Source organism: Nonomuraea corallina, assembly GCF_027620315.1.
Classification (GTDB): Bacteria; Actinomycetota; Actinomycetes; order Streptosporangiales; family Streptosporangiaceae; genus Nonomuraea; species Nonomuraea corallina.
In genome coordinates this window covers 1-20,362 of sequence record NZ_JAPNNL010000139.1, presented here as the reverse complement: position 1 = coordinate 20,362, position 20,362 = coordinate 1, and the positions used below count along the sequence as shown (strand labels likewise).

The window sequence follows — 20,362 nt, the reverse complement described above, 5'->3', positions numbered from 1 at the left end:
AGCGGCCCCGCCGCGGCCGGGTCCGCCGTCACCACGATCACCCGCGCCACCGGCGGGCACGCCAGCGCCGCCGTCACGGTGTCGCAGGCGACGGCCACGGCCAGTCGCGTGCGGTGCGGCCCCGTCGCGGCGGCCAGCCGCGTCTTCGCCGCTACCAGCGTCTTCACCGGGATCACCAGGGACCAGCGCAAGCTCATAGGCTAAGCATCGCGCCTCGACAGGCCGTGCCGCCAACCGGGAGACTTGGGCGCAACCGTCAGCGCTGGAGGAGAGTATGAGCCGCTTGACGCGTCCATCGCGGTTCTGGGAAACGCTGGCCGTCGTGATCGTGAAGCCGCTCTCGTGGCTCCTGATCAAGCGCGACTGGCGCCGGGGTGACCGCATCCCGCGCACCGGAGGCGTCATCCTCGTGGCCAACCACCTGTCGTGGGCCGATCCGGTGCTGCTGGCCCACTATCTCTACGACCACGGCCGCTGGCCGATCGTCCTGGCCAAGTCCAGCCTGTTCAAGGTGCCGCTCCTCGGCCACGCGGTGCGCTCGCTGCGCGCCATCCCCGTCTACCGGGGCAGCAGCGACGCGGCCAGGTCGCTGCACGAGTCGGCGGAGCGGCTCAAGGAGGGCGGGGCGATCCTCTTCTACCCCGAGGGCACCTGCACCCGCGACCCGCGGCTCTGGCCGATGACCGGCAAGACCGGGGCCGCGCGGCTGGCCCTGGAGACCGGCGTCAAGGTGATCCCGCTGGCCCATTGGGGAGCACAGGAGCTGCTCCCGTACGGTGAGAAGAGGCCCAGGCTGTTCCCGCGCAAGACGTTCCGGGTCTCGGCCGGCGAGCCGGTCGACCTGTCCAAGTACGCGGGGCTGCCGCCGCACGCGCCGGTGCTGCGCGACGCGACCGCCGACATCATGGCGGCGATCACCGAGCAGCTCGCCGCGCTCCGGGGCGAGAAGGCGCCGGAGACTCCCTACGACCCCGACGGACGGTGACGAGATGGCGAAGATCGCGGTGTTCGGCACCGGGTCGTGGGGGACCACGTTCGCGATGATCCTCGCCGAGGCGGGCAACCGGACCACCCTGTGGGGGCGCAGGCGCGAGGTGGTCGAGTCCATCGACCGCACCCACATGAACACCGACTACCTGCCCGGCATCGCGCTGCCGACCTCGCTGCGCGCGACCACCGACGTGGCCGAGGCGCTCGACGGGGCGGAGTTCGTGGTGCTCGCCGTGCCCTCCCAGACGCTGCGGGCCAACCTGGAGTCCTGGCGCGCGCACATCCCGCGCGACGCGGTGCTGGTGAGCCTGATGAAGGGCGTCGAGCTCGGCACCACCAAGCGGATGAGCGAGGTGATCCGGGAGGTGGCGGGGGTGCCCGACGAGCGGGTGGCCGTCGTCTCCGGCCCCAACCTGGCCAAGGAGATCGCGCAGCGCCAGCCGGCCGCCGCCGTCGTGGCCTGCTCCGACGAGAGCGTGGCCGACCGGCTGCAGAAGGCCTGCCACCTGCCGCCGTGGTTCCGGCCCTACACCAACACCGACGTCGTGGGCGTCGAGCTGGGCGGCGCGGTCAAGAACGTGATCGCGCTGGCCGTCGGCGTGGCCGCCGGCATGGGCATGGGCGCCAACGTCAGCTCCATGCTCATGACCCGCGGGCTGGCCGAGATCTCCCGCCTCGGCGCCGCGCTCGGCGCCGACCCGCACACCTTCGCCGGCCTGGCCGGGATGGGCGACCTGGTGGCCACCTGCATGTCGCCGCTGTCGCGCAACCGCACCTTCGGCGAGAACCTCGGTCGCGGCATGACGCTCAAGGAGGTGATCGCCGCCACCCGCCAGACCGCCGAGGGCGTCAAGTCCTGCGAGTCCGTGCTGGAGCTGGCCAGGAACCACGACGTGGAGATGCCGATCACCGAGGTCGTGGTGGGCGTGGTCCACGACGGCATGTCCCCGACCGAGGCCGGGATGCTCCTGATGTCCCGTTCTCCCAAGCCCGAGCGTTACGGCCTCTGACCCGCCACCGCGTGCTCGGCTCGCTGCGGGGGGAACGCCCCGGTAGATTCGGACGTCATGAGCAAGCCACGCGTCGCCGTCGTCTTCGGAGGTCGCAATTCTGAGCACGCCGTGTCCCTGATGGGGGCGGGCAGCGTGCTGGAAGCGATCGACACGAGCAAGTACGAGGTGATCCCGATCGGGATCACCCAGGACGGCAGGTGGGTGCTGGCCGCCGGTGACCAGCGGTTCCAGATCGAGGGCGGCGAGCTGCCCGCCGTCGACGCCTCGGGCGCCTCGCTGGCGCTGCCCACCGGCGGCACCGGCCTGATCGCGTACGACCAGGGGAGCATCCCGGTCGAGCTGGGCTCGGTCGACGTGGTCTTCCCCGTCATGCACGGGCCGTTCGCCGAGGACGGCACCATCCAGGGCCTGCTGGAGATGGCCGGGGTCCGCTACGTCGGCTCCGGCGTGCTGGCCAGCGCCGTCGGCATGGACAAGGGCTACATGAAGGCGGTCCTGGCCGCCGCCGACCTGCCGATCGGACGTTACCTCGCCGTACGCGACCGCGACTGGCGTGTCGGCCGCGACCGGGTGATGAAGGAGGCCGAGCAGCAGCTCGGCTGGCCGCTGTTCGTCAAGCCCGCCAGGGCCGGGTCCTCGCAGGGCATCTCCAAGGCGCACGACCGGGCCGAGCTGGAGCGCGCCGTCGAGTTCGCCCGCGAGCACGACCCCAAGGTGCTCATCGAGGCGGCGGTCGGCGGACGGGAGATCGAGTGCGCGGTGCTGCAGTCGTTCGGCGACGACCCGCCCGCCGCGTCCGCTCCCGGAGAGGTCAGGGTCGAGGGCGGCCAGGAGTTCTTCGACTTCGAGGCCAAGTACTACCCCGACCAGATGTCCCTCACGGTGCCCGCCGACCTGCCCGCCGAGACGGCCGAGGAGGTGCGGGCGCTGGCGGTGCGCGCGTTCGAGGCGCTCGGCTGCGAAGGGCTGGCCCGGGTCGACTTCTTCTACACGCCCGAGGGCGAGCTGGTGCTCAACGAGATCAACACCATGCCGGGCTTCACCTCGCTGTCGGTGGCGCCGCAGCTGTGGGCGGCGTCCGGGCTGTCCTACCCGGAGCTGGTCGACCGGCTCATCCAGCTCGCCCTGAACCGGTCACCTGGCCTGCGGTGAGACCTGCCCGATCGGCTCCGACAGCCGGGCCAGCACCTGGCCGACCACGTGCGAGCCGCCCACGGCGACCTCCACGTAGAGCGGCGCCGCCACGGCCGTGAACAGCGTGGGCGTCTCCGGATCGGCGAACCAGCCCACGCCGTCGATCTCCTGGAGCCGGTCGGTCGGGGCCATCCTGGCCGGCCGCGGCACGCCGCAGCGCAGCGCGATCGTGCCCTCGCCCCACACCGCGACGTACGGCGACTCCGGCACGGTCGCGGTGCGGCCGTCACCGTCGAGCGTCTCCGGCAGCAGCCCGGCGAGGCGGTCGCAGGCGGCCGCCGCCTCTGCTTCCGGCACGGGCGGCTCCACCTGGACGGCGCCGCATCCGGCGAGTGCGAGAAGGACGAACAGGGCGGTGGCCGCACGCATCGATGGGAACCTCAGATATGGACGATCGGACACGTAAGGGTACGCGTGATCCCCTCCACGGCCTGAATCTGGGCCACCACGAGCTTGCCCAGCTCGTCGACGTTGCGCGCCTCGGCGCGGACGATCACGTCGTACGGTCCGGTGACGTCTTCAGCCTGAGTCACCCCGGGAATGCCGGAGATCTCGTGAGCCACTGCGGCGGCCTTGCCGACCTCGGTCTGAATAAGGATGTAGGCCTGCACCATTACGTCCTCCCAGGCGATTGGATCACGCCGAAGGGCCACCGTACCCTGTGTGCGTCAGGAGGTGCGTCATCACAGTCGGGGATCTCGGCGAGTTCGGTGTTGTAGCGCGTGTTTCCGGGCGGCTGCCCCAGGGCGAGACGGTGTTGCTCGGTCCGGGCGACGACGCCGCCTTGGTGCGCGCGCCCGACGGGCGCGTGGTGGTGTCCACGGACATCCTGATCGAGGGTAGGCACTTTCGCCGCCATTGGTCCAGCGGCTATGACGTGGGGCGCAAGGCCGCCGCCCAGAACCTCGCCGACGTGGCGGCCATGGGGGCCGTGCCGACGGCCCTCGTGGTCGGGCTGGGCATCCCGCCCGACCTGCCCGTCACGTGGCTGGACGCGCTGACGGACGGCTTCCGCGACGAGTGCGCGCTGGTCGGGGCGAGCGTGGCGGGCGGCGACGTGACCAGGTGCGACCTGGTGGTGGTCGGCGTCACGGCGCTCGGCGACCTTCAGGGCCGCGCGCCGGTGGAGCGTTCCGGGGCGCGGCCCGGCCACGTCGTCGCGGTGGCGGGCCTGCTCGGCCGCTCGGCCGCCGGCCTCGCCCTGCTGGACTCCGGCCGGGTGCTCCCGTCTCCCGGGTCCGGCGCGTACGGGGGATCGGACGGTTCCCCGGCCGGCCCGCGTCCCCCCGTCCCGGGACCCGGAGGCGATCCGCTGGAGGAGGCCGTCGCGGTGCATCTGCGGCCGAGGCCTCCTTACGCGTGCGGGCCGGAGGCGGCGCGGCTGGGCGCGAGCGCGCTGATCGACGTGAGCGACGGGCTGCTCCAGGACCTGGGGCACGTCGCGCGGGCCGGAGGCGTGCGGATCGACCTGGACCCCGGGGCCTTCGCCGTGCCGGACGCGGTGGCCGCGGCCGCGGCGGAGCTCGGCGCCGACCCGCTCGACTGGGTGCTCACCGGTGGCGAGGACCACGCGCTGGCCGCCGCCTTCCCCGCGGAGGTGCCGCTGCCGGACTCGTGGCAGGTCGTCGGCAGGGTGTCGGAGGGGGAGGGCGTGCACGTGCGGGGTCGTGCGCCGGGGCCCGGCGGCTGGGATCACTTTCGGTGACCGGGTGTCCCGATTTGCCGGAAAATTTCCGGATTTCGGGTGTGACTATGGAGATTGATGGGACAACGGCGTAGCCGAGGTGTTATGAAGATTGGCGGCCAACTGTAACCGGCAGAAAGGGCTGTGCATGGGCCGCCACGGGACAGGTGGATCCGAAGACGCGAACGATCGGGGGGACAGCGCCTTCTGGGGCCCTGACAACCAGCAGTCCGACAGCTTCTGGGACAAGGACGACAGGCCCGAGCCTCCGGGCTGGCCCTCCCTGCCCGACCAGCCGGAAGTCACCGGCCAGTGGGCGCCCATGCCGAAGCGGGACACCCCGGCCACGGGTCACCGGTCCGACCCCTTCGAGACCACCGGCGCCTTCGCGGCGTCCCCCCGCCCCGGCGCCGATCACGGGCGCCCGCGGGACGACCAGCCGTTCGAGACCACGGGCGCCTTCGCCCGGCCGCAGTCCTGGGACGACGCCCCGGACGGCCCCCCGCAGGGCCGCCTGCCCGGCGAAGGCCCGAAACCCGGGCACGGCCCCGCCGACCCGCACGGCGCCTTCCGGCCGCCGGCGGGCGACCCGTTCGCGGACGCCCACGACCCGTTCCGGTCGCAGCAGTCCGACCCGCACGATCCGTTCGGGTCCCCGCAGTCCGACCCGCACGATCCCTTCCGGTCGCAGCGGTCCGACCCGTTCGGCCAGGCGGACCCGCACGACCCCTTCGGCCAGGGAGATCCGCACGGCGCCTTCCGGCCGCCGCGCGACGACCCGTTCGGTGGTGACACCCAGGGCCTGCCCAGGGAGCAGGGCGACCCGTTCGGGCAGGAGGCGACGGGCAGGTTCGACGTGCCCGGCCTGCCGCCCGAGCCCGGCGACGTCAAGGTGGCCGGCGAGCCCACCATGATCGCCCGTACCCCGGCCTGGGCGGAGGCGGAGACCGGCTTCCTCGGCCCGGACCGGTCCGGCGAGGAGCAGGGCCGCCCCGAGCCCCGCCGGGGGCGCGGACGGCGCAAGCCCTCGGACGACCCCGACGATCTCGACGACCTCGACGGGCTCGACAGCCGGTCCGGCGGCAGGTCCCGCGGCCGGGGACGGCTGGCCCTGCTGTCCGTGGCCGCCGTCGCCGTCGTGCTGGGCGGCACCGTGATCGGCGTCAAGATGCTGAGCGGCGGCGACGAAGCCTGCCCCGGCGGCCGATGCGCCGCCGTGCAGGCGTCGAACCAGCCCGGCCCGCAGGTGTCCGAGCCGGTGGAGGAGGAGACCGAGCCGGTCGAGGAAGAGGAGACGCCGGACGAGGAGGCCACGGAGGAGGCGCAGCCGGAGCCGACGCGGTCGGACACCGGTTCGCCGGCCCCGCGCCGCACCTCCGCGCCGACTGCGAGGCCGTCCAAGACCAGGTCGGCGTCGCCCGTCGAGGACGAGCCGGTCGACGAGCAGACGGTCGAGGAGGTCACCGACGACGAGGTCACCGACGAGCCGAGCGAGTCGCCCTGGCCCGATGACGTGGGCAATGGCACCATCCCCACCCAGGGCGTGCCCCAGCCGGACCCCACGCCGACGACCGAGGCGCCGTCCAGGAGCCGGCCGCTGTCGGGCGGGGCGGCGACGGTCAACGTCCGGTTCAACGTGGACCGGCAGCGGGTGGCGGACTACACGGCGACGATGAGCGTGACGAACGACTCACCGCGGACGCTGGACTCCTTCACCGTGTCCATGCCCGTCCGGGGCAAGATCCTGGACGTGCGGGACGTGGAGTGGACGCAGGACGGCAACCTGCTGATCGTGGACATCACCACGCCGATCGCCGCCGGTGACAGCGCCGAGCTGACCATCTCCGCCACGGGCCGGGCGGGCACGCCGAAGAACTGCGGCCTCGTCGGCGGCGACTGCACGATCGCCTGAGCCGGGGGCCGCCGACCACCTGGTCAAGTGGTTGGATGGGGGATATGACGGATTCAGCTTCCCCCATGAGTCCCGCTCGCGTCCTCACCGTCGCCGGATCCGACTCCGGCGGCGGCGCGGGCATCCAGGCCGACCTGAAGACCATGCTGGCCCTCGGCGTGCACGGCATGAGCGTGATCGCGGCGGTGACCGCGCAGAATTCCGTCGGCGTCCAGGGCTACTGGGAACTCCCGGCCGAGGCGGTGCGGGCGCAGCTCGACTCGGTGCTGGGCGACATCGGCGCCCAGGCGGTCAAGACCGGCATGCTCGCCTCACCCGCGCTCGTGGAGACCGTGGCCGAGGCGCTGGGCGGGTACGCGGCGCCCGTCGTGGTGGACCCCGTGGGGGTTTCCAAGCACGGTGACACGCTGCTGGCGCCGGAGGCCGTGGAGACGGTACGGCACAGGCTCCTGCCGGTGGCCACCGTGGTGACCCCGAACCTGTGGGAGGTGGAGCAGCTCACCTCCGTCAAGGTCGAGGACGAGGACGACCTGCGCCGCGCCGCCGACGCCGTGCTCGCGCTGGGCCCCCGATGGGCGCTGATCAAGGGGGGCCATCTGCCGGGCGCGCCGGTCGACCTGCTGACGGACGGCGTCACCGAGCACCGCTTCACCGCCGAGCGGCACGACAACCGCCACACGCACGGCACCGGCTGCACGCTGGCCTCCGCCATCGCCTCCTACCTGGCCCTGGGCGAGGACGTGCCGGGCGCGGTGGGCCAGGCCAAGGAGTACGTCACGGGCGCGATCGCGCGCGGCTTCCCCCTCGGCGCCGGCATCGGGCCGGTGGACCACGCCTGGCGCTGGCGCTGACCTCGTACGGACTGGAAAGAGCACGGGCGGCCTGCGGGCCCGCACAGGGGCGCGCACAGGGCGCGGGGTCGTCGGGCCGGGAAAGCGAAAAGCCCGCCGCTCCTCGTGGAGCGCGGGCTTGTCGTTGACGTGCGACCTAGCGGGTGACCTTGCCGGCCTTGATGCAGGAGGTGCACACGTTGAGCTTCTTCGGCGTCCCGCCGACGACGGCGCGGACCGTCTGGATGTTGGGGTTCCAACGGCGGCGGGTGCGGCGGTGGGAGTGGGAAACGTTGTTGCCGAAAGTCGGCCCCTTGCGGCAGACATCGCAGACGGAAGCCACGGTATCGCTCCTTAAAACAGTCGATGTAGCCCTGTCCGCTGATGCTGTGAGGGCGGAGGGCATGCCGGGACAACCGGCCAGCCAGGCAAGAATATCGGATCGCCACGGGTGGGTGCGAACCGATCACTCGGACCAGGCCCGGCACGACGATATTCTCCTCTGTGTCGAACTGTAGCACCGGGGAGGTCGGGACGTGCCCATGGACGTTCTCGGCCCGCCTTCGGTGCGGCGGTGGGCACGCCTGGCCGCTGACGCGCTGGGCAGGGCCAGGGCCGACATCGACGCGCTCAACGTGTTCCCCGTGGCCGACGGCGACACCGGGACCAACCTCCACCTCACCATGCTCTCGGCCGCCGAGGCGGTGGAGTCGCTGCCCGACGACGTGGACGCCGCCGTGGTGTGGCAGACGCTGTCGTACGGGGCGCTGGTGGGGGCGCGCGGCAACTCCGGCGTGATCGTCAGCCAGGCGCTGCGCGGGCTGGCCGAGGTGCTGAAGGACGGCGGCGACCTGCGCGCGGCGCTGGCCAGGGCCGCCTGCCTGGCGCGCGGGTGCGTGGCCAGGCCGGTCGAGGGCACCGTGCTGAGCGTGCTGAGCGCCGTGGCCGAGGCCGTGCGGGAGGTCGAGACCGGCCCGGCGGACGTGGCGCGGCGGGCGGCGGAGGAGGCGCGCGCCGCGCTGCGCCGCACGCCCGGCCAGCTGGACGTGCTGGCCCGCAGCGGTGTCGTCGACGCCGGCGGCGCGGGACTGACCGTGGTGCTGGAGTCGCTGGCCGCGGTGATCACCGGCAGCCACCGCGAGCGCTACGACGTGCCCGCGCCGACCGCGCAGGTCACGCCGATGACCGAGGTGGGCGCCGGCTACGAGGTGATGTACCTGCTCGACGCCGACGACGACGCGGTGGGCAGGCTGCGCGCGGAGCTCGACGCGATGGGCGACTCGCTGGTCGTGGTAGGCGGCGACGGACTGTGGAACGTGCACGTGCACGTCGGCGAGGCCGGCCCCGCCATCGAGGCGGCGCTGCGGGTGGGCAGGCCGTACCGCATCAGGGTGACCTATCTCGCCGAGCGCGCCCGGGCCGCGGGCGACGGCAGGGGAGTGGTCGCGGTCGCCGCGGGCGAGGGCATCGCCAAGCTGTTCGAGGAGTGCGGCGCGGTCGTGGTGCGGCGCGAGCCGGGCGGGCGGCCCGCGCTGCCCGCCATGCTCGCCGCGATCCGGCAGGCCGGCCGCGAGGTCGTGGTGCTGCCCAACGACGAGGACGCCGGCGCGGTGGCGATGGCGGCCGCGGAGATCGCCCGTCAGGACGGCGCGGTGGTGACCGTGCTGCCCACCGAGGCGACCGTGCAGGGGCTGGCGGCGCTGGCGGTGCACGACCCGTCGCGGCGCTACGACGACGACGTGGTCGCCATGACGGGCGCGGCGGGCCACACCCGCCACGGCCATCTCGTGGTCGCCGACCGCCACGGGGTCACCAGCGCGGGCCTGTGCCGTCCCGGGGACGTGCTGGGGCTGATCGACGGCGACGTGGCCGTGATCGGCCGGACGCTGGAGGCGGTCGCCGCGCTGGTGGTCGACCGGATGCTGGCCGGCGGTGGCGAGCTGGTGACGCTGGTGACCGGGGCCGACGCGCCCGGCGGGCTCGCCACCGGCGTGGCCGATCACCTGCGCCGCGTCAGGCCCGACGCGGACCTCGTGGTCTACGGCGGCGAGCAGGGCGGCTACCCGCTTCTCATCGGTGTCGAGTGATTCCTGTCGGCCGTACGAGGTAGAACTAGGTGCCGTGAGCCGTTTCGACGAGCCGCTGACGAAGGCGCTCGACCCGAAGACCGCCAAACTGCTGGGCGAGGTGCTCGGCCTGGAGACGGTGGGCGACCTGCTGCGCCACTATCCCCGCCGCTACGCCGAGCGCGGCGAGCTGACCTCGCTCGACGCGCTCGCGGTCGACGAGCACGTGACCGTGGTCGGCGAGGTGAGCCGGCTGATGCGCAAGCCCATGCGCAACCGCGGCGGCACCTGGCTGGAGGTGGAGGTCGTCGACGGCACCGGCAACAAGATCTATCTCTCGTTCTTCGGCAAGGGCTCCCACGCCGCGGAGTCGCGGCTCAAGCCGGGGCGGCGCGGCATGTTCGCCGGCAAGGTGGGGTTGTTCGGCGCCCGCGCCAAGCCCCGCTGGCAGCTCGCCCACCCGGAGTTCGAGCTGTTCGAGGAGGGCGAGGCCAGCGCCGCCGAGTTCGCCGCCGCGCCGGTGCCGATCTATCCGGCGGGCAAGGACATCACGCCGTGGGCGGTCAGGCGGGCCGTCGGGGTGGTCCTCGACACGCTGGGGCCGCTGGACGACCCGCTGTCCGGCGAGCTGCGCGCCCGCCACCGGCTTACCGGTCTGGCCGACGCGCTGGAGGCGATCCACCGGCCGAAGGACCTCGCCGACGTGCAGCGGGCGCGCAAGCGGCTGAAGTTCGACGAGGCGTTCGTGCTGCAGTCCGTGCTGCTGCGGCGCAGGCACGCGGCCACCGCCTGGCCCGCCAGGCCGAGGCCGCGCCGCGACGACGGCATCCTGGCCGCCTTCGACGGGCGGCTGCCGTTCGCGCTCACCGAGGGGCAGGCCCAGGTCGGCGAGGAGATCGCCGCCGACCTGGCCGCGGCCCATCCGATGCACCGGCTGCTGCAGGGTGAGGTCGGCGCGGGCAAGACCGTGGTGGCGCTGCGCGCCATGCTCCAGGTGGTCGACGCGGGCGGGCAGGCGGTGCTGCTCGCGCCCACCGAGGTGCTGGCCCAGCAGCACCACCGCTCGATCACCTCGATGCTGGGCGACCTGGCCCAGGGCGGCATGTTCGGCGGCACCGCGGTCACGCTGCTGACCGGCTCCATGGGCGCCCAGGCCCGGCGGGCCGCCCTGCTCGACGCGGCCTCCGGGACGGCAGGCGTGATCGTCGGCACCCACGCCCTGCTGCAGGAGCACGTCCAGTTCGCCGACCTCGGCCTGGTCGTGGTCGACGAGCAGCACCGCTTCGGCGTCGAGCAGCGCGACGCGCTGCGCGAGAAGGCGGGCGAGGCCCGCCCGCACGTCCTGGTGATGACCGCCACCCCGATCCCGCGCACGGTCGCCATGACCGTCTTCGGCGACCTGGAGGTGTCCACGCTCTCGCAGCTCCCGTCGGGGCGCGCGCCGATCACCACCCACGTGGTGCCCGCCGCGCAGAAGCCCCACTACCTGGAGCGCACGTGGGAGCGGGTGCGCGAGGAGGTCGCGCTCGGCAGGCAGGCCTACATCGTCTGCCCGCGCATCGGCGATCTCGAAGGCGACGAGGGCGACCTGGCGGCCCAGGCGGCCGACGACGAGCGCCGCCCTCCGCTGGCGGTGCTCGACGTGGCCGAGCTGCTCGGCCAGGGCCCCTTCGCCGACCTGCGGCTGGGCGTCCTGCACGGCAAGCTCCCGCCGGAGGAGAAGGACGCGGTCATGCGCGCCTTCACCCGGGGCGAGCTGGACGTCCTGGTCGCGACCACGGTGATCGAGGTCGGCGTGGACGTGCCCAACTCGTCCGTCATGATCATCATGGACGCCGACCGGTTCGGGGTCTCCCAGCTCCACCAGCTCCGCGGCCGGGTGGGCCGGGGCGGACTGCCGGGGCTCTGCCTGCTGGTCACCGACTTCGCCGAGGGCACCCCCGCCCGGGCCCGCCTCGACGCGGTCGCCTCGACGCTCGACGGGTTCGAGCTCTCCCGGGTCGACCTGGAGCAGCGGCGCGAGGGCGACGTCCTGGGCGCGGCGCAGTCGGGCAAGCGCTCGTCGCTGAAGCTGCTGGCGCTGCTCCGGGACGAGGACGTCATCGCCGCGGCCCGCGAGGAGGCCGCCACGGTCCTGGCAGGCGACCCCGAGCTGACCTCACACCCGGCGCTGCGCGCGGAGATCGACCGGCTGCTGGAGGACGACAAGGCCGAATACCTCGAGAAGACCTGACGGCGCGGGGCGAGGGCGGAAGAAGATGTTGGGCCCAGCCGCGGGGACGGCCTCCCCCCGAATGCCGTCCCCGGCTGGGCCCATCCCCCGGGTCAGGTGCCGAGGGTACCGGCGTGCGGAAGGGCTCACGATCACGCCGGTCGGCCTTCTCTGGGTCACCTCGAAGGCCGCAGAACTCATCATGCTCACCGAGCCCACCGGTGTGAATCACCCTTGCGCAGTCGAGGCCGACACTTGTCCACTCTTGACCTGCTCCGACATGCGGAACAATGGCTCCCATGACTCGGATCATCGCGGGCGCCGCAGGTGGGAGGCGGCTCGACGTGCCGCCGGGCCGCGGCACGAGACCGACGAGCGACAGGGCGCGCGAAGGCATCTTCTTGACCCTCGACTCGCTGCACGGGCTCGCGGGCGCCCGGGTGCTGGACCTGTACGCGGGTTCGGGGGCGGTCGGCCTGGAGGCGCTGTCGCGTGGGGCGGCGCACGCGCTGATGGTGGAGTCCGACCCGAAGGCGGTGCGCACGATCCGGGCCAACATGGCCGCGCTCCGGCTCGACGGCGCGGCGGTGCTGGCCGACCGGGTGGAGCGGGTGCTGGCCAAGCCGTGCGCGGAGCCGTACGACATCGTCTTCGCCGATCCTCCGTACGCGGTGGGTGACGAGGAGGTGGCCCGGGTGCTGGCGGCGCTGCGGGACAACGGCTGGCTGCTGCCCGGGGCTTTGGTGGCCTTTGAGCGGGAAAGCAGGGGAAAAGCCCTGGTGTGGCCTGATGGCTTCATTGTGGAGAGGGTCCGCCGTTACGGCGAAGCGTCCGTTTGGTACGGTCGCGCCGCCGGGGAATGATGACCGCCCGTAGACCAGAGGAGGCGTCTTGCGCCGCGTAGTCTGCCCGGGGTCGTTCGACCCCATCACCAACGGCCACCTCGACATCATCGCCAGATCCGCCAGGTTGTACGACGAGGTCGTCGTGGCGGTGCTGATCAACATCGAGAAGCGCAGCCTGTTCACCGTCGACGAGCGGATCGACGTCCTGCAGACCGTGACGAAGGAGTACCCCAACGTCAAGGTGCGCAAGTTCCACGGCCTGCTGGTCGACTTCTGCAAGGAGAACGACATCCCGGCCATCGTCAAGGGCATCCGGGTGGTCAGCGACTTCGACTACGAGCTCCAGATGGCGCAGCTCAACTACCGGCTGTCGGGCGTGGAGACGCTGTTCATGCCGACCAACCCCGAATACTCGTTCCTGTCGTCGAGCCGGGTGAAGGAGATCGCCCGGTACGGTGGGGACGTGTCAGGCCTGGTCCCCGACCTGGTCCACCAGCTGCTCACCGAGCGGCTCAAGGGCTGACGGCGACCTGGTATTCTTTGATTTCGGCCTTGTACGACGGCGTTTTCGCCATGCCTAGCGAGAGCAGGATGACTCAGCACCTCGACCCCCGCTCCCCCTGGGTGATCTCCACCCACGACCTGGGAAAGCGGCCGGGCACGATGCGGGAGCTTGCCCTGGTCCTTCCGGCACCGGCAGATCTCGGCGTCGACATGATCGGCGTGCCGAAAGACGCCGAAGTCGAGCTGGACCTCCGGCTCGAAGCAGTGATGGAAGGCGTGCTCGTCTCGGGCACGGCGCAGGCCCCGCTGGCGGGGGAGTGCGCGCGGTGCCTGGACCCGGTGTCCTCCGACATCGAGGTCGAGCTGCAGGAGCTGTTCTTCTACTCCGACGAGGACGCCTCGGAGGAGGACTCACTGCTCGACGGGGAGCTGCTCGACCTCGAGCCGACGTTCCGCGACGCGGTGGTGCTCGCACTCCCGCTGAGCCCCGTCTGCCAGGACGACTGCCCGGGGCTGTGTGCGGAATGCGGGATCAAGCTGGCCGAGGCCGGCGATGATCACCGGCACGAGAAGATCGACGCCCGCTGGGCGTCGTTGCAGGGTCTGATGACCGAGAACGATAACGATCAGGAGAAGTGACGTGGCCGTCCCGAAGCGAAAGATGTCGCGGAGCAACACCCGCGCCCGTCGCTCCCAGTGGAAGACGACTGCTGTCGCCCTGGTGAGCTGCCCGCAGTGCCGGTCTCCGAAGCAGCCGCACATCGCGTGCCCCACCTGCGGCACCTACAACCGTCGTCAGGTCGTCGAGCCGTCTGCCTGATCCGCCGAGTTGACGTGATTCCGGCCGGGTGCCATCGTGCCCCGGCCGGCGTTACCGTCTCAGACGTGTGCGGTGGCGGTTTCGCCCGCGGCCGTGGTGGACGCCGGAGATCCGGTCCCCCGACGCCCACCACGTTTTCGGGCATCTTCCGCAGCCGTCGCGCCGTGTGGAGATGTCCGAGGAGGAAAGCACGTGGGCGCAGGTCCTAAGCCGGTGGCCGTGGAGGTCGCCAGAGACGAGCTCGAGCGAGTCCTGTCGGTGGCCCTCGATCCCGACATCCTGGAGCGGGCCCTCACGCACCGCTCCTACGCGTACGAGAACGGCGGCCTGCCGACCAACGAGCGCCTGGAGTTCCTCGGCGACTCGGTGCTCGGGCTCGTGGTCACCGACACCCTCTATCACAACCATCCCGACCTGCCCGAGGGCCAGCTGGCCAAACTCCGGGCCGCGGTCGTCAACATGCGCGCCCTGGCCGACGTGGCCCGCGGGCTCGGCGTCGGCCGGTTCCTTCGCCTCGGCAGGGGCGAGGAGGGCACCGGCGGGCGCGACAAGTCCTCCATCCTGGCCGACACGCTGGAGGCGCTCATCGGCGCCGTCTACGTCGACAAGGGCCTCGACGAGGCGTTCCGGGTGGTCCACCGCCTGTTCGACCCGCTGATCGTGCGCTCTGCCTCGCTCGGCGCCGGGCTCGACTGGAAGACCTCGCTGCAGGAGCTGACCGCTTCCGAGGCGCTCGGCGTGCCCGAGTACCACGTCGAGGAGAGCGGCCCCGACCACGCCAAGTCGTTCACCGCCGAGGTGCGGGTCGGCGGCGAGTCCTACGGCGCCGGCACCGGCCGCAGCAAGAAGGAGGCCGAGCAGCAGGCCGCGGAGGCCGCCTGGACCCGCATCCGGGCCGGCCGCGATCAGCGCGAGAGCCAGCCGGCGGGCTAGGTTGCCGGAGCTGCCCGAGGTAGAGGTCGTCCGCCGCGGTCTCCACCAGTGGGTGACCGGGCGGGAGATCGCCGCTGCCGAGGTGCTCCATCCCCGTGCGATCAGGCGTCACCTGCCCGGGGCGCTGGAGCTGGCCGCCCGGCTCCAGAACCGCACGCCCCTCTCGGCCGAGCGGCGCGGCAAGTACCTGTGGCTTCCGCTGTCGGGCGCCGAGGAGGCGCTGATGGCGCATCTCGGCATGAGCGGCCAGTTGCTCGTGGTGCCGCACGACGCGCCGCCGGAGAAGCATCTGCGCGTACGGCTCCGCTTCCATGACGGCGGCCCTGACCTGCGCTTCGTCGACCAGCGGACGTTCGGCCACGTCATGGTCAGCCCGCTGGCCGGCGGGGTGCCCGAGCCGATCGCGCACATCGCGCCCGACCCCTTCGAGAGCGCGTTCGACGAGGCCCGCTTCGCCGCCGGCCTGCGCAGGAAGCGGACCGAGATCAAGCGGGCGCTGCTCGACCAGTCGCTGATCAGCGGGGTCGGCAACATCTACGCCGACGAGGCGCTCTGGCTGGCCCGGCTCCACTGGGCGCGGCCGACCAACACGCTGACCCGCCCCAAGATCGCCGAGCTGCTGGAGGCGGTCCGCCGGGTGATGGGGGCCGCGCTGCTGCAGGGCGGCACGTCCTTCGACAGCCTGTACGTGAACGTCAACGGGGAGAGCGGCTACTTCGACCGCTCGCTGGAGGTCTACGGGCGGCGTGAGCAGCCCTGCTCGCGGTGCGGCACGCCGATCAGGCGGGAGCCCTTCATGAACCGTTCCTCGTACTTCTGCCCCCGATGCCAGCGACGGCCGCGCTGACGGCGGCGAGGGCCGCGGCCGGCCACATGGTCGCGGCGACCGAGACGCCGTCGGCCACCCGGCCGCCCGCGAAGGCGCCGAGGGCGATGGAGACGTTGAAGGCGGCGACGAAGAGCGCGGTGCCGAGCTCGCCACCGCCCGAGCGCATGATCCACAGCTGCAGGGTCACGCCCACGCCGCCGTAACCCAGCCCCCACACCATCAGCGCGACCAAGGGCTGCCCGATCAGCGGCAGCGCCGCGGTGGCCACGGCCATCAGCACCGCCAGCGTGACGAGCACCGCCCTGGGCCGCCTGGCCGCCCATGCGCCGGCGGCGAAGTTCCCCAGCACACCCGCCGCGCCGTACAGGAGGAGCGCCGTGCCGACGAGGCCGGAGCCGGCGCCCGCCACCTGCTCCAGGAACGGTCGTACGTACGTGTAGGCCGCGAAGTGGCCGGAGATGATCAGGACGGTCAGCACGAGGACGACCCTGAGCGGCCGGGAGATCTTCCCACGGCGGCTCCCCGGGTCCTCGCGCCCCGCCGATCCGGACCCGGGCGCGTCGAGCGCCGGCCCGGATGCTTCCGGGCGTACGGAGCCGGACATATCCGGAGACGGGTTGGGAGACGGCCCGGCCGGTCCGGGTGCTTCGGGACGGGGGTGGCCGGGGAGCGGGGGGAGCGTCGCGGCCAGCAGCGCCACCAGGACGAGGGCGACCAGCCCCAGGGCCGCGAAGGCCAGCCGCCACCCCGCGAACGAGGAGACGAACGCCGCCGTCGGCACGCCCAGCACCGTGGCCACGGACACGCCCGACAGGATGGTCGAGGTGGCCCTGCCGACAGACCGGTCCGGCACGAGCCGCGGGCCCAGACCTGCCGCGAAGGCCCAGAAGCCGCCGATGCTCACCCCGGTCAGCACCCGGGCGGCGAGCATGACGAGGTGGTCGGGGGCGAGCGCGCACCCGAGGTTGGCGACCGCCAGCAGGGCCATCAGCCCCACCAGCGTGGCGCGCCGGTCGAGCCGCCGGGCGATGATCGCGAGCACGGGCGCCGCGACGGCGGCGACCAGGCCGGGAGCCGACATCATCAGCCCCGCCGTGCCGTCCGACACGCCCAGCTCGCCGCTGATGGAGGTCAGGAGGCCGACGGGAAGCATCTCGCTGGTCACGATGGCGAAGGTGCCCATCGCCAGAGAGGTCACGGCGAGCCACCGCGCCCGGCCGTAAGTGGAGTCGACGGTCATGGTCATGACGCTCAGACTCGCCGCGGCGCGCCCGCGGGAACAACGGCGAAGGCCGAAGGCTTGGTTGAGTCAGGCTAAGCGATTCGCGGAGGATGGGATGGAGTTCAGGGAGTTGGAGTGCTTCGTGGTGCTCAGCGAAGAACTGCATTTCGCTCGTACGGCGGAGCGGCTCTACCTGTCGCCGGGCCGGGTGAGTCAGCTCACGCGCTCGCTGGAGAGCCGCATCGGCGCCAGGCTGTTCCACCGGACCAGCAGAAGGGTGCGCCTGACACCGTTGGGCGAACGGTTCCTCGCCGAGCTGAGGCCCGCCTACGACGGGCTGGCGAGCGCGGTGTGCCGGGCCAAGGCGGTCGCCCGCGAGGTGAGCGGGGTGCTCAGGGTGGGCTTCCTGGCCACGCCCACGGACGTCGTCACGGGAAGCGTGCGGGCTTTCGAGCGCCGGCATCCGGGGTGCGAGGTGGAGCTGGTGGAGATCCCGCTCTCGGACCCGTTCGGCAGGCTCCGGGCGGGGCGGGTGGACGTCGTGTTCACGCTGCTGCCCGTGGCCGAGCCCGACCTGGAGACGGGGGAGGGGCTGAACCGGGTCTCCTACCTGCTGGGCGTCTCCGCCCGGCATCCATGGGCCGGGCGGACCGGCGTCGACGCGGAAGAGCTGGCCGGACTGCCGATGATCGGCCTTGATGGTCCCGCGCCGCGCGCCTGGCGGGAACGGGTGACGCCGTCCGCGACTCCTTCCGGCCGGCCGATCCCGCGGGCGGGTACGGTGTCCACCGGACAGGAGGGACTGACCCAGGTGGCGCTCGGGCGGGGCGGGATGCTGTTCTGCGCTCCCACGGCGGCCCAGCACCGGCGGCCGGACGTGAGCTTCGTGCCCGTCACCGGGCTGCCTCCCTCGGTGCTCGGGCTGGCCTGGGTCAGGGAGCAGGAGACTGCGGCCATCAGGGCGTTCGGCGCGGCGGCGGCCGGGCACGCGCTCGCGGCCGGGTCGCAGGTGGCGTGAGAGCACGATCGGGCGAGGCGGCCCCGGAGACGGCGGGGCGCCGTGGGGCGGAGAGAGGATCACCGGGGAGACATGGACGACGTGCGGCTGACGGCGTGGGTGCGCGGGCGGGTGCAGGGGGTCGGGTTCCGGTGGTGGACCAGGGCCAGGGCCCTGGAGCTCGGCCTGGTGGGCTGGGCGAGGAACACCGGCGACGGCCGGGTGGAGATCGTGGCCGAGGGGCGGCGCGAGGCCTGCGTCAAGTTGCTGGACCTGCTCCGAGGTTGCGACACGCCGGGGAAAGTCGATGGAGTAGTGGAACGGTGGAGCGAACCCCGAGGTAGTTTGGGTGGTTTTGTGGAGAGGTAGGCGCTTTCGTTGAACCGTGCAAATAGGGTATAGTTATATGTCGGGAGTGCTTGCGGGTGGGCTTCAGCCCGTGCTTCGACTTGACCGCCCACACTGCCGGTGCGACCCTTGTTAGGTACCACGCGCACCCCTCCCGCGGAATAAGAAGTGCGCGAACCAGTCTGGTCACTCAGCGTGGAGGACCCTTTACCATGGCGAAGGCTCTACTCGGCCACGTCGGCGGTCCTGACCCTCGTATGGTCTCGGAAATGCGCCGCTTGCAGCAGCGTATCCGTGACCTGGAGGCAGAACTCATCCGACTCCAGGCCCAGAATGACGCTCTTGCGGCGCAGACCCGCGACGAGGCGATCAGTCGCATGCAGGAGCGCGAGCCGGCACTCACCTGAGAGTGATCGGAGCGCAAGATCCAGGGACGTCTCCACGAGGCGTCCCTTGTTATTTGGCATCCATGACGACAATCTTCTGACAAGAGACGGTTTCCTGCCTTCTTGACAGGGCTTCCCCAGGTCCCGACCGCGCCGGCGAGCGACGGGCAGTCGGGACCAGTAGTCTTTCCCGGAGTCCGTCCGGGGAGAAGGGGGTCCGCGCGTGTATTTGAAGACCCTGACCCTGCGCGGATTCAAGTCCTTCGCCTCCGCCACCGCCCTGCGGTTCGAGCCCGGCATCACCTGCGTCGTCGGCCCCAACGGCTCCGGCAAGTCCAACGTCGTCGACGCCCTCGCCTGGGTGATGGGCGAGCACAGCGCCAAGTCCCTGCGCGGCGGCAAGATGGAGGACGTCATCTTCGCCGGCACCTCCTCCCGGCCGCCGCTCGGCCGGGCCGAGGTCACGCTGACCATCGACAACACCGACGGCGCGCTGCCCATCGACTACACCGAGGTGACGATCAGCCGGCTGATGTTCCGGTCGGGGCAGAGCGAGTACGCGATCAACGGCGACACCTGTCGCCTGCTCGACATCCAGGAGCTGCTGTCCGACTCGGGCATCGGCCGCGAGATGCACGTGATCGTCGGTCAGGGCCAGCTCGACGCCGTGCTGCACGCCGGCCCCGAGGACCGGCGGGCGTTCATCGAAGAGGCCGCGGGCGTGCTCAAGCATCGCAAGCGCAAGGAGAAGGCGCTGCGCAAGCTCGACGCGATGCAGGCCAACCTGACCCGCGTCCAGGACCTCGCCACCGAGCTGCGCCGCCAGCTCAAGCCCCTGGGCCGCCAGGCCGAGATCGCCCGCAAGGCCGCCGTCATCCAGGCGGACCTGCGCGACGCGCGGCTGCGGCTGCTGGCCGACGACGTCTGCACGCTCCGGGGCCGGCTGGAGCGCGAGGCCGCCGACGAGGCGGCGGTGCTGGCCAGGCGCTCCCAGGTGGAGGCCGCGCTGGACGAGGCCCAGCGGCGCGAGACCGCGCTCGACGCGGCCGAGGCCGAGGCCCAGCCGCGCCTGGCCGCCGCCCAGGAGACCTACTTCCGGCTGTCCTCCCTGCGCGAGCGTCTCTCCGGCCTGGAACAGCTCGCCGCCGAACGCCACCGCCACGCGCTCGACGCCGCCGCCATCGAGCGGCGCGGCCGCGACCCCGAGGACCTCGAACGCGAGGCGGCCGAGGTCCGCGAGCGCGAGCTGATCCTGCGCGCCGAGCTGGAGCAGGCCCAGGAGCTGCTGGAGGAGGCCGTCGAGCGCCGGTCCGAGTCCGAGGCCGAGCTGGCCGCCGAGGAGCGCCGGCTGGCGATGGCGGCCAGGGCCGCCGCCGACCGCCGCGAGGGCCTGGCCAAGCTGCGCGGCCAGGTCGACGCCGTACGGAGCAGGACCCGCGCGGCCGAGGAGGAGATCGGGCGGCTGGAGCGGTCGGCGGCCGAGGCCGCGGAGCGCGAGCGGCTGGCCCGCGAGGAGCTGGAGGCGCAGCGGCTGGAGGAGCCGGAGCTCGATCCGGCGCTGGCCGAGGAGCTGGCCG

The 20,362-nt window shown here is 72.5% G+C and carries 22 protein-coding genes and 1 pseudogene; 18 read left to right on the top strand and 5 right to left on the bottom strand.

From position 1 onward, the window contains the following. Positions 1-197: pseudogene (locus OUY22_RS27340) on the bottom strand (2-phospho-L-lactate guanylyltransferase); the annotation flags it as partial. A gap of 77 nt (positions 198-274) precedes the next feature. Between OUY22_RS27340 and OUY22_RS27335 the strand changes: the two are divergent. Genes OUY22_RS27335 through OUY22_RS27325 form a run of 3 tightly spaced genes read left to right on the top strand, consistent with a single transcriptional unit; the run spans position 275 to position 3,155 of the window. After that, a complete protein-coding gene (locus tag OUY22_RS27335; protein ID WP_270158045.1) occupies positions 275-985 on the top strand; it encodes a lysophospholipid acyltransferase family protein in 711 nt (236 codons plus the stop codon). A gap of 4 nt (positions 986-989) precedes the next feature. Next, a complete protein-coding gene (locus tag OUY22_RS27330) occupies positions 990-2,000 on the top strand; it encodes an NAD(P)H-dependent glycerol-3-phosphate dehydrogenase (protein WP_270158044.1) in 1,011 nt (336 codons plus the stop codon). A 57-nt stretch (positions 2,001-2,057) separates the two neighbouring features. Next, positions 2,058-3,155, top strand: a complete 1,098-nt coding sequence (locus OUY22_RS27325) for a D-alanine--D-alanine ligase family protein (RefSeq protein ID WP_270158043.1) — start codon at positions 2,058-2,060, stop codon at positions 3,153-3,155. On the opposite strand, the gene OUY22_RS27320 is transcribed toward OUY22_RS27325, so the two are convergent. Continuing rightward, positions 3,138-3,566: a DUF3515 family protein gene (locus OUY22_RS27320; RefSeq protein ID WP_270158042.1), complete on the bottom strand. Its 429-nt coding sequence runs from the start codon at positions 3,564-3,566 to the stop codon at positions 3,138-3,140. The two genes, OUY22_RS27325 and OUY22_RS27320, sit on opposite strands and share 18 nt — an antisense overlap. A gap of 11 nt (positions 3,567-3,577) precedes the next feature. Beyond that, positions 3,578-3,811, bottom strand: coding sequence for an Lrp/AsnC family transcriptional regulator (locus OUY22_RS27315; protein ID WP_138708324.1), 234 nt, complete (start codon positions 3,809-3,811; stop codon positions 3,578-3,580). A 47-nt stretch (positions 3,812-3,858) separates the two neighbouring features. On the opposite strand from OUY22_RS27315, the gene OUY22_RS27310 reads away from it, so the two are divergent. From OUY22_RS27310 to thiD, 3 genes are all read left to right on the top strand, one after another. Then, on the top strand, positions 3,859-4,902 hold the full coding sequence (locus OUY22_RS27310) for a thiamine-phosphate kinase (protein WP_270158041.1): 1,044 nt from the start codon (positions 3,859-3,861) through the stop codon (positions 4,900-4,902). A 91-nt stretch (positions 4,903-4,993) separates the two neighbouring features. Beyond that, entirely contained in the window at positions 4,994-6,793 is a 1,800-nt protein-coding gene (locus OUY22_RS27305) for a hypothetical protein (RefSeq protein ID WP_270158040.1), read from the top strand. A 65-nt stretch (positions 6,794-6,858) separates the two neighbouring features. Further along, positions 6,859-7,644: a bifunctional hydroxymethylpyrimidine kinase/phosphomethylpyrimidine kinase gene (thiD, locus tag OUY22_RS27300; protein WP_408638209.1), complete on the top strand. Its 786-nt coding sequence runs from the start codon at positions 6,859-6,861 to the stop codon at positions 7,642-7,644. Between the two features lie 136 nt (positions 7,645-7,780). On the opposite strand, the gene rpmB is transcribed toward thiD, so the two are convergent. Continuing rightward, the gene (gene rpmB / locus OUY22_RS27295; RefSeq protein ID WP_043618345.1) at positions 7,781-7,966 is read right to left on the bottom strand and encodes a 50S ribosomal protein L28; all 186 of its coding nucleotides are present in this window, start codon (positions 7,964-7,966) and stop codon (positions 7,781-7,783) included. Positions 7,967-8,165: 199 nt separating this feature from the next. Here rpmB and OUY22_RS27290 point away from each other — a divergent pair, with 199 nt between their 5' ends. The 8 genes from OUY22_RS27290 (at position 8,166) to mutM (ending at position 15,850) form a co-directional block, all read left to right on the top strand. Continuing rightward, positions 8,166-9,710 carry a DAK2 domain-containing protein gene (locus tag OUY22_RS27290; protein WP_270158047.1) on the top strand — a complete coding sequence of 515 codons (1,545 nt, stop codon included), beginning with the start codon at positions 8,166-8,168 and terminating at the stop codon, positions 9,708-9,710. A gap of 34 nt (positions 9,711-9,744) precedes the next feature. Beyond that, positions 9,745-11,922 (top strand): ATP-dependent DNA helicase RecG, encoded by a 2,178-nt coding sequence (gene recG, locus OUY22_RS27285; protein ID WP_270158038.1) that lies wholly within the window; start codon positions 9,745-9,747, stop codon positions 11,920-11,922. Between the two features lie 278 nt (positions 11,923-12,200). Then, a complete protein-coding gene (rsmD, locus tag OUY22_RS27280; protein ID WP_270158037.1) occupies positions 12,201-12,764 on the top strand; it encodes a 16S rRNA (guanine(966)-N(2))-methyltransferase RsmD in 564 nt (187 codons plus the stop codon). Positions 12,765-12,792: 28 nt separating this feature from the next. Then, positions 12,793-13,269 (top strand): pantetheine-phosphate adenylyltransferase, encoded by a 477-nt coding sequence (gene coaD, locus OUY22_RS27275; RefSeq protein ID WP_270158036.1) that lies wholly within the window; start codon positions 12,793-12,795, stop codon positions 13,267-13,269. A gap of 50 nt (positions 13,270-13,319) precedes the next feature. Further along, on the top strand, positions 13,320-13,889 hold the full coding sequence (locus OUY22_RS27270) for a YceD family protein (RefSeq protein ID WP_408638208.1): 570 nt from the start codon (positions 13,320-13,322) through the stop codon (positions 13,887-13,889). 1 nt (position 13,890) lies between these two features. Further along, a complete protein-coding gene (gene rpmF, locus OUY22_RS27265; RefSeq protein WP_082535183.1) occupies positions 13,891-14,070 on the top strand; it encodes a 50S ribosomal protein L32 in 180 nt (59 codons plus the stop codon). A gap of 213 nt (positions 14,071-14,283) precedes the next feature. Next, on the top strand, positions 14,284-15,003 hold the full coding sequence (rnc, locus tag OUY22_RS27260) for a ribonuclease III (RefSeq protein WP_270158046.1): 720 nt from the start codon (positions 14,284-14,286) through the stop codon (positions 15,001-15,003). Position 15,004: 1 nt separating this feature from the next. Further along, a complete protein-coding gene (mutM, locus tag OUY22_RS27255) occupies positions 15,005-15,850 on the top strand; it encodes a bifunctional DNA-formamidopyrimidine glycosylase/DNA-(apurinic or apyrimidinic site) lyase (protein ID WP_270158034.1) in 846 nt (281 codons plus the stop codon). Here the strand turns inward: mutM and OUY22_RS27250 are convergent. Continuing rightward, entirely contained in the window at positions 15,798-17,078 is a 1,281-nt protein-coding gene (locus tag OUY22_RS27250; protein WP_270158033.1) for an MFS transporter, read from the bottom strand. The genes mutM and OUY22_RS27250 overlap by 53 nt on opposite strands. A 91-nt stretch (positions 17,079-17,169) precedes the next feature. On the opposite strand from OUY22_RS27250, the gene OUY22_RS27245 reads away from it, so the two are divergent. From OUY22_RS27245 to OUY22_RS27230, 4 genes are all read left to right on the top strand, one after another. Further along, positions 17,170-18,072: a LysR family transcriptional regulator gene (locus tag OUY22_RS27245; RefSeq protein ID WP_270158032.1), complete on the top strand. Its 903-nt coding sequence runs from the start codon at positions 17,170-17,172 to the stop codon at positions 18,070-18,072. Positions 18,073-18,144: 72 nt separating this feature from the next. After that, a complete protein-coding gene (locus OUY22_RS27240) occupies positions 18,145-18,420 on the top strand; it encodes an acylphosphatase (protein ID WP_270158031.1) in 276 nt (91 codons plus the stop codon). A 191-nt stretch (positions 18,421-18,611) separates the two neighbouring features. Continuing rightward, positions 18,612-18,806, top strand: coding sequence for a hypothetical protein (locus OUY22_RS27235; protein WP_049556952.1), 195 nt, complete (start codon positions 18,612-18,614; stop codon positions 18,804-18,806). Positions 18,807-19,008: 202 nt separating this feature from the next. Further along, the coding region (locus OUY22_RS27230; RefSeq protein ID WP_270158030.1) for a chromosome segregation SMC family protein at positions 19,009-20,362 on the top strand (1,354 nt) is incomplete at its 3' end.

What these genes read in the sequence shown, in the direction of transcription:
- OUY22_RS27335 (WP_270158045.1), top strand. Translation starts at nt 275, where the DNA reads ATGAGCCGCTTGACGCGTCCATCGCGGTTCTGGGAAACGCTGGCCGTC.
- OUY22_RS27330 (WP_270158044.1), top strand. Translation starts at nt 990, where the DNA reads ATGGCGAAGATCGCGGTGTTCGGCACCGGGTCGTGGGGGACCACGTTC.
- OUY22_RS27325 (WP_270158043.1), top strand. Translation starts at nt 2,058, where the DNA reads ATGAGCAAGCCACGCGTCGCCGTCGTCTTCGGAGGTCGCAATTCTGAG.
- OUY22_RS27320 (WP_270158042.1), bottom strand. Translation starts at nt 3,566, where the DNA reads ATGCGTGCGGCCACCGCCCTGTTCGTCCTTCTCGCACTCGCCGGATGC.
- OUY22_RS27315 (WP_138708324.1), bottom strand. Translation starts at nt 3,811, where the DNA reads ATGGTGCAGGCCTACATCCTTATTCAGACCGAGGTCGGCAAGGCCGCC.
- thiD (WP_408638209.1), top strand. Translation starts at nt 6,859, where the DNA reads ATGAGTCCCGCTCGCGTCCTCACCGTCGCCGGATCCGACTCCGGCGGC.
- OUY22_RS27290 (WP_270158047.1), top strand. Translation starts at nt 8,166, where the DNA reads ATGGACGTTCTCGGCCCGCCTTCGGTGCGGCGGTGGGCACGCCTGGCC.
- rsmD (WP_270158037.1), top strand. Translation starts at nt 12,201, where the DNA reads ATGACTCGGATCATCGCGGGCGCCGCAGGTGGGAGGCGGCTCGACGTG.
- OUY22_RS27270 (WP_408638208.1), top strand. Translation starts at nt 13,320, where the DNA reads ATGCCTAGCGAGAGCAGGATGACTCAGCACCTCGACCCCCGCTCCCCC.
- OUY22_RS27250 (WP_270158033.1), bottom strand. Translation starts at nt 17,078, where the DNA reads ATGACCATGACCGTCGACTCCACTTACGGCCGGGCGCGGTGGCTCGCC.
- OUY22_RS27245 (WP_270158032.1), top strand. Translation starts at nt 17,170, where the DNA reads ATGGAGTTCAGGGAGTTGGAGTGCTTCGTGGTGCTCAGCGAAGAACTG.
- OUY22_RS27240 (WP_270158031.1), top strand. Translation starts at nt 18,145, where the DNA reads ATGGACGACGTGCGGCTGACGGCGTGGGTGCGCGGGCGGGTGCAGGGG.
- OUY22_RS27235 (WP_049556952.1), top strand. Translation starts at nt 18,612, where the DNA reads ATGGCGAAGGCTCTACTCGGCCACGTCGGCGGTCCTGACCCTCGTATG.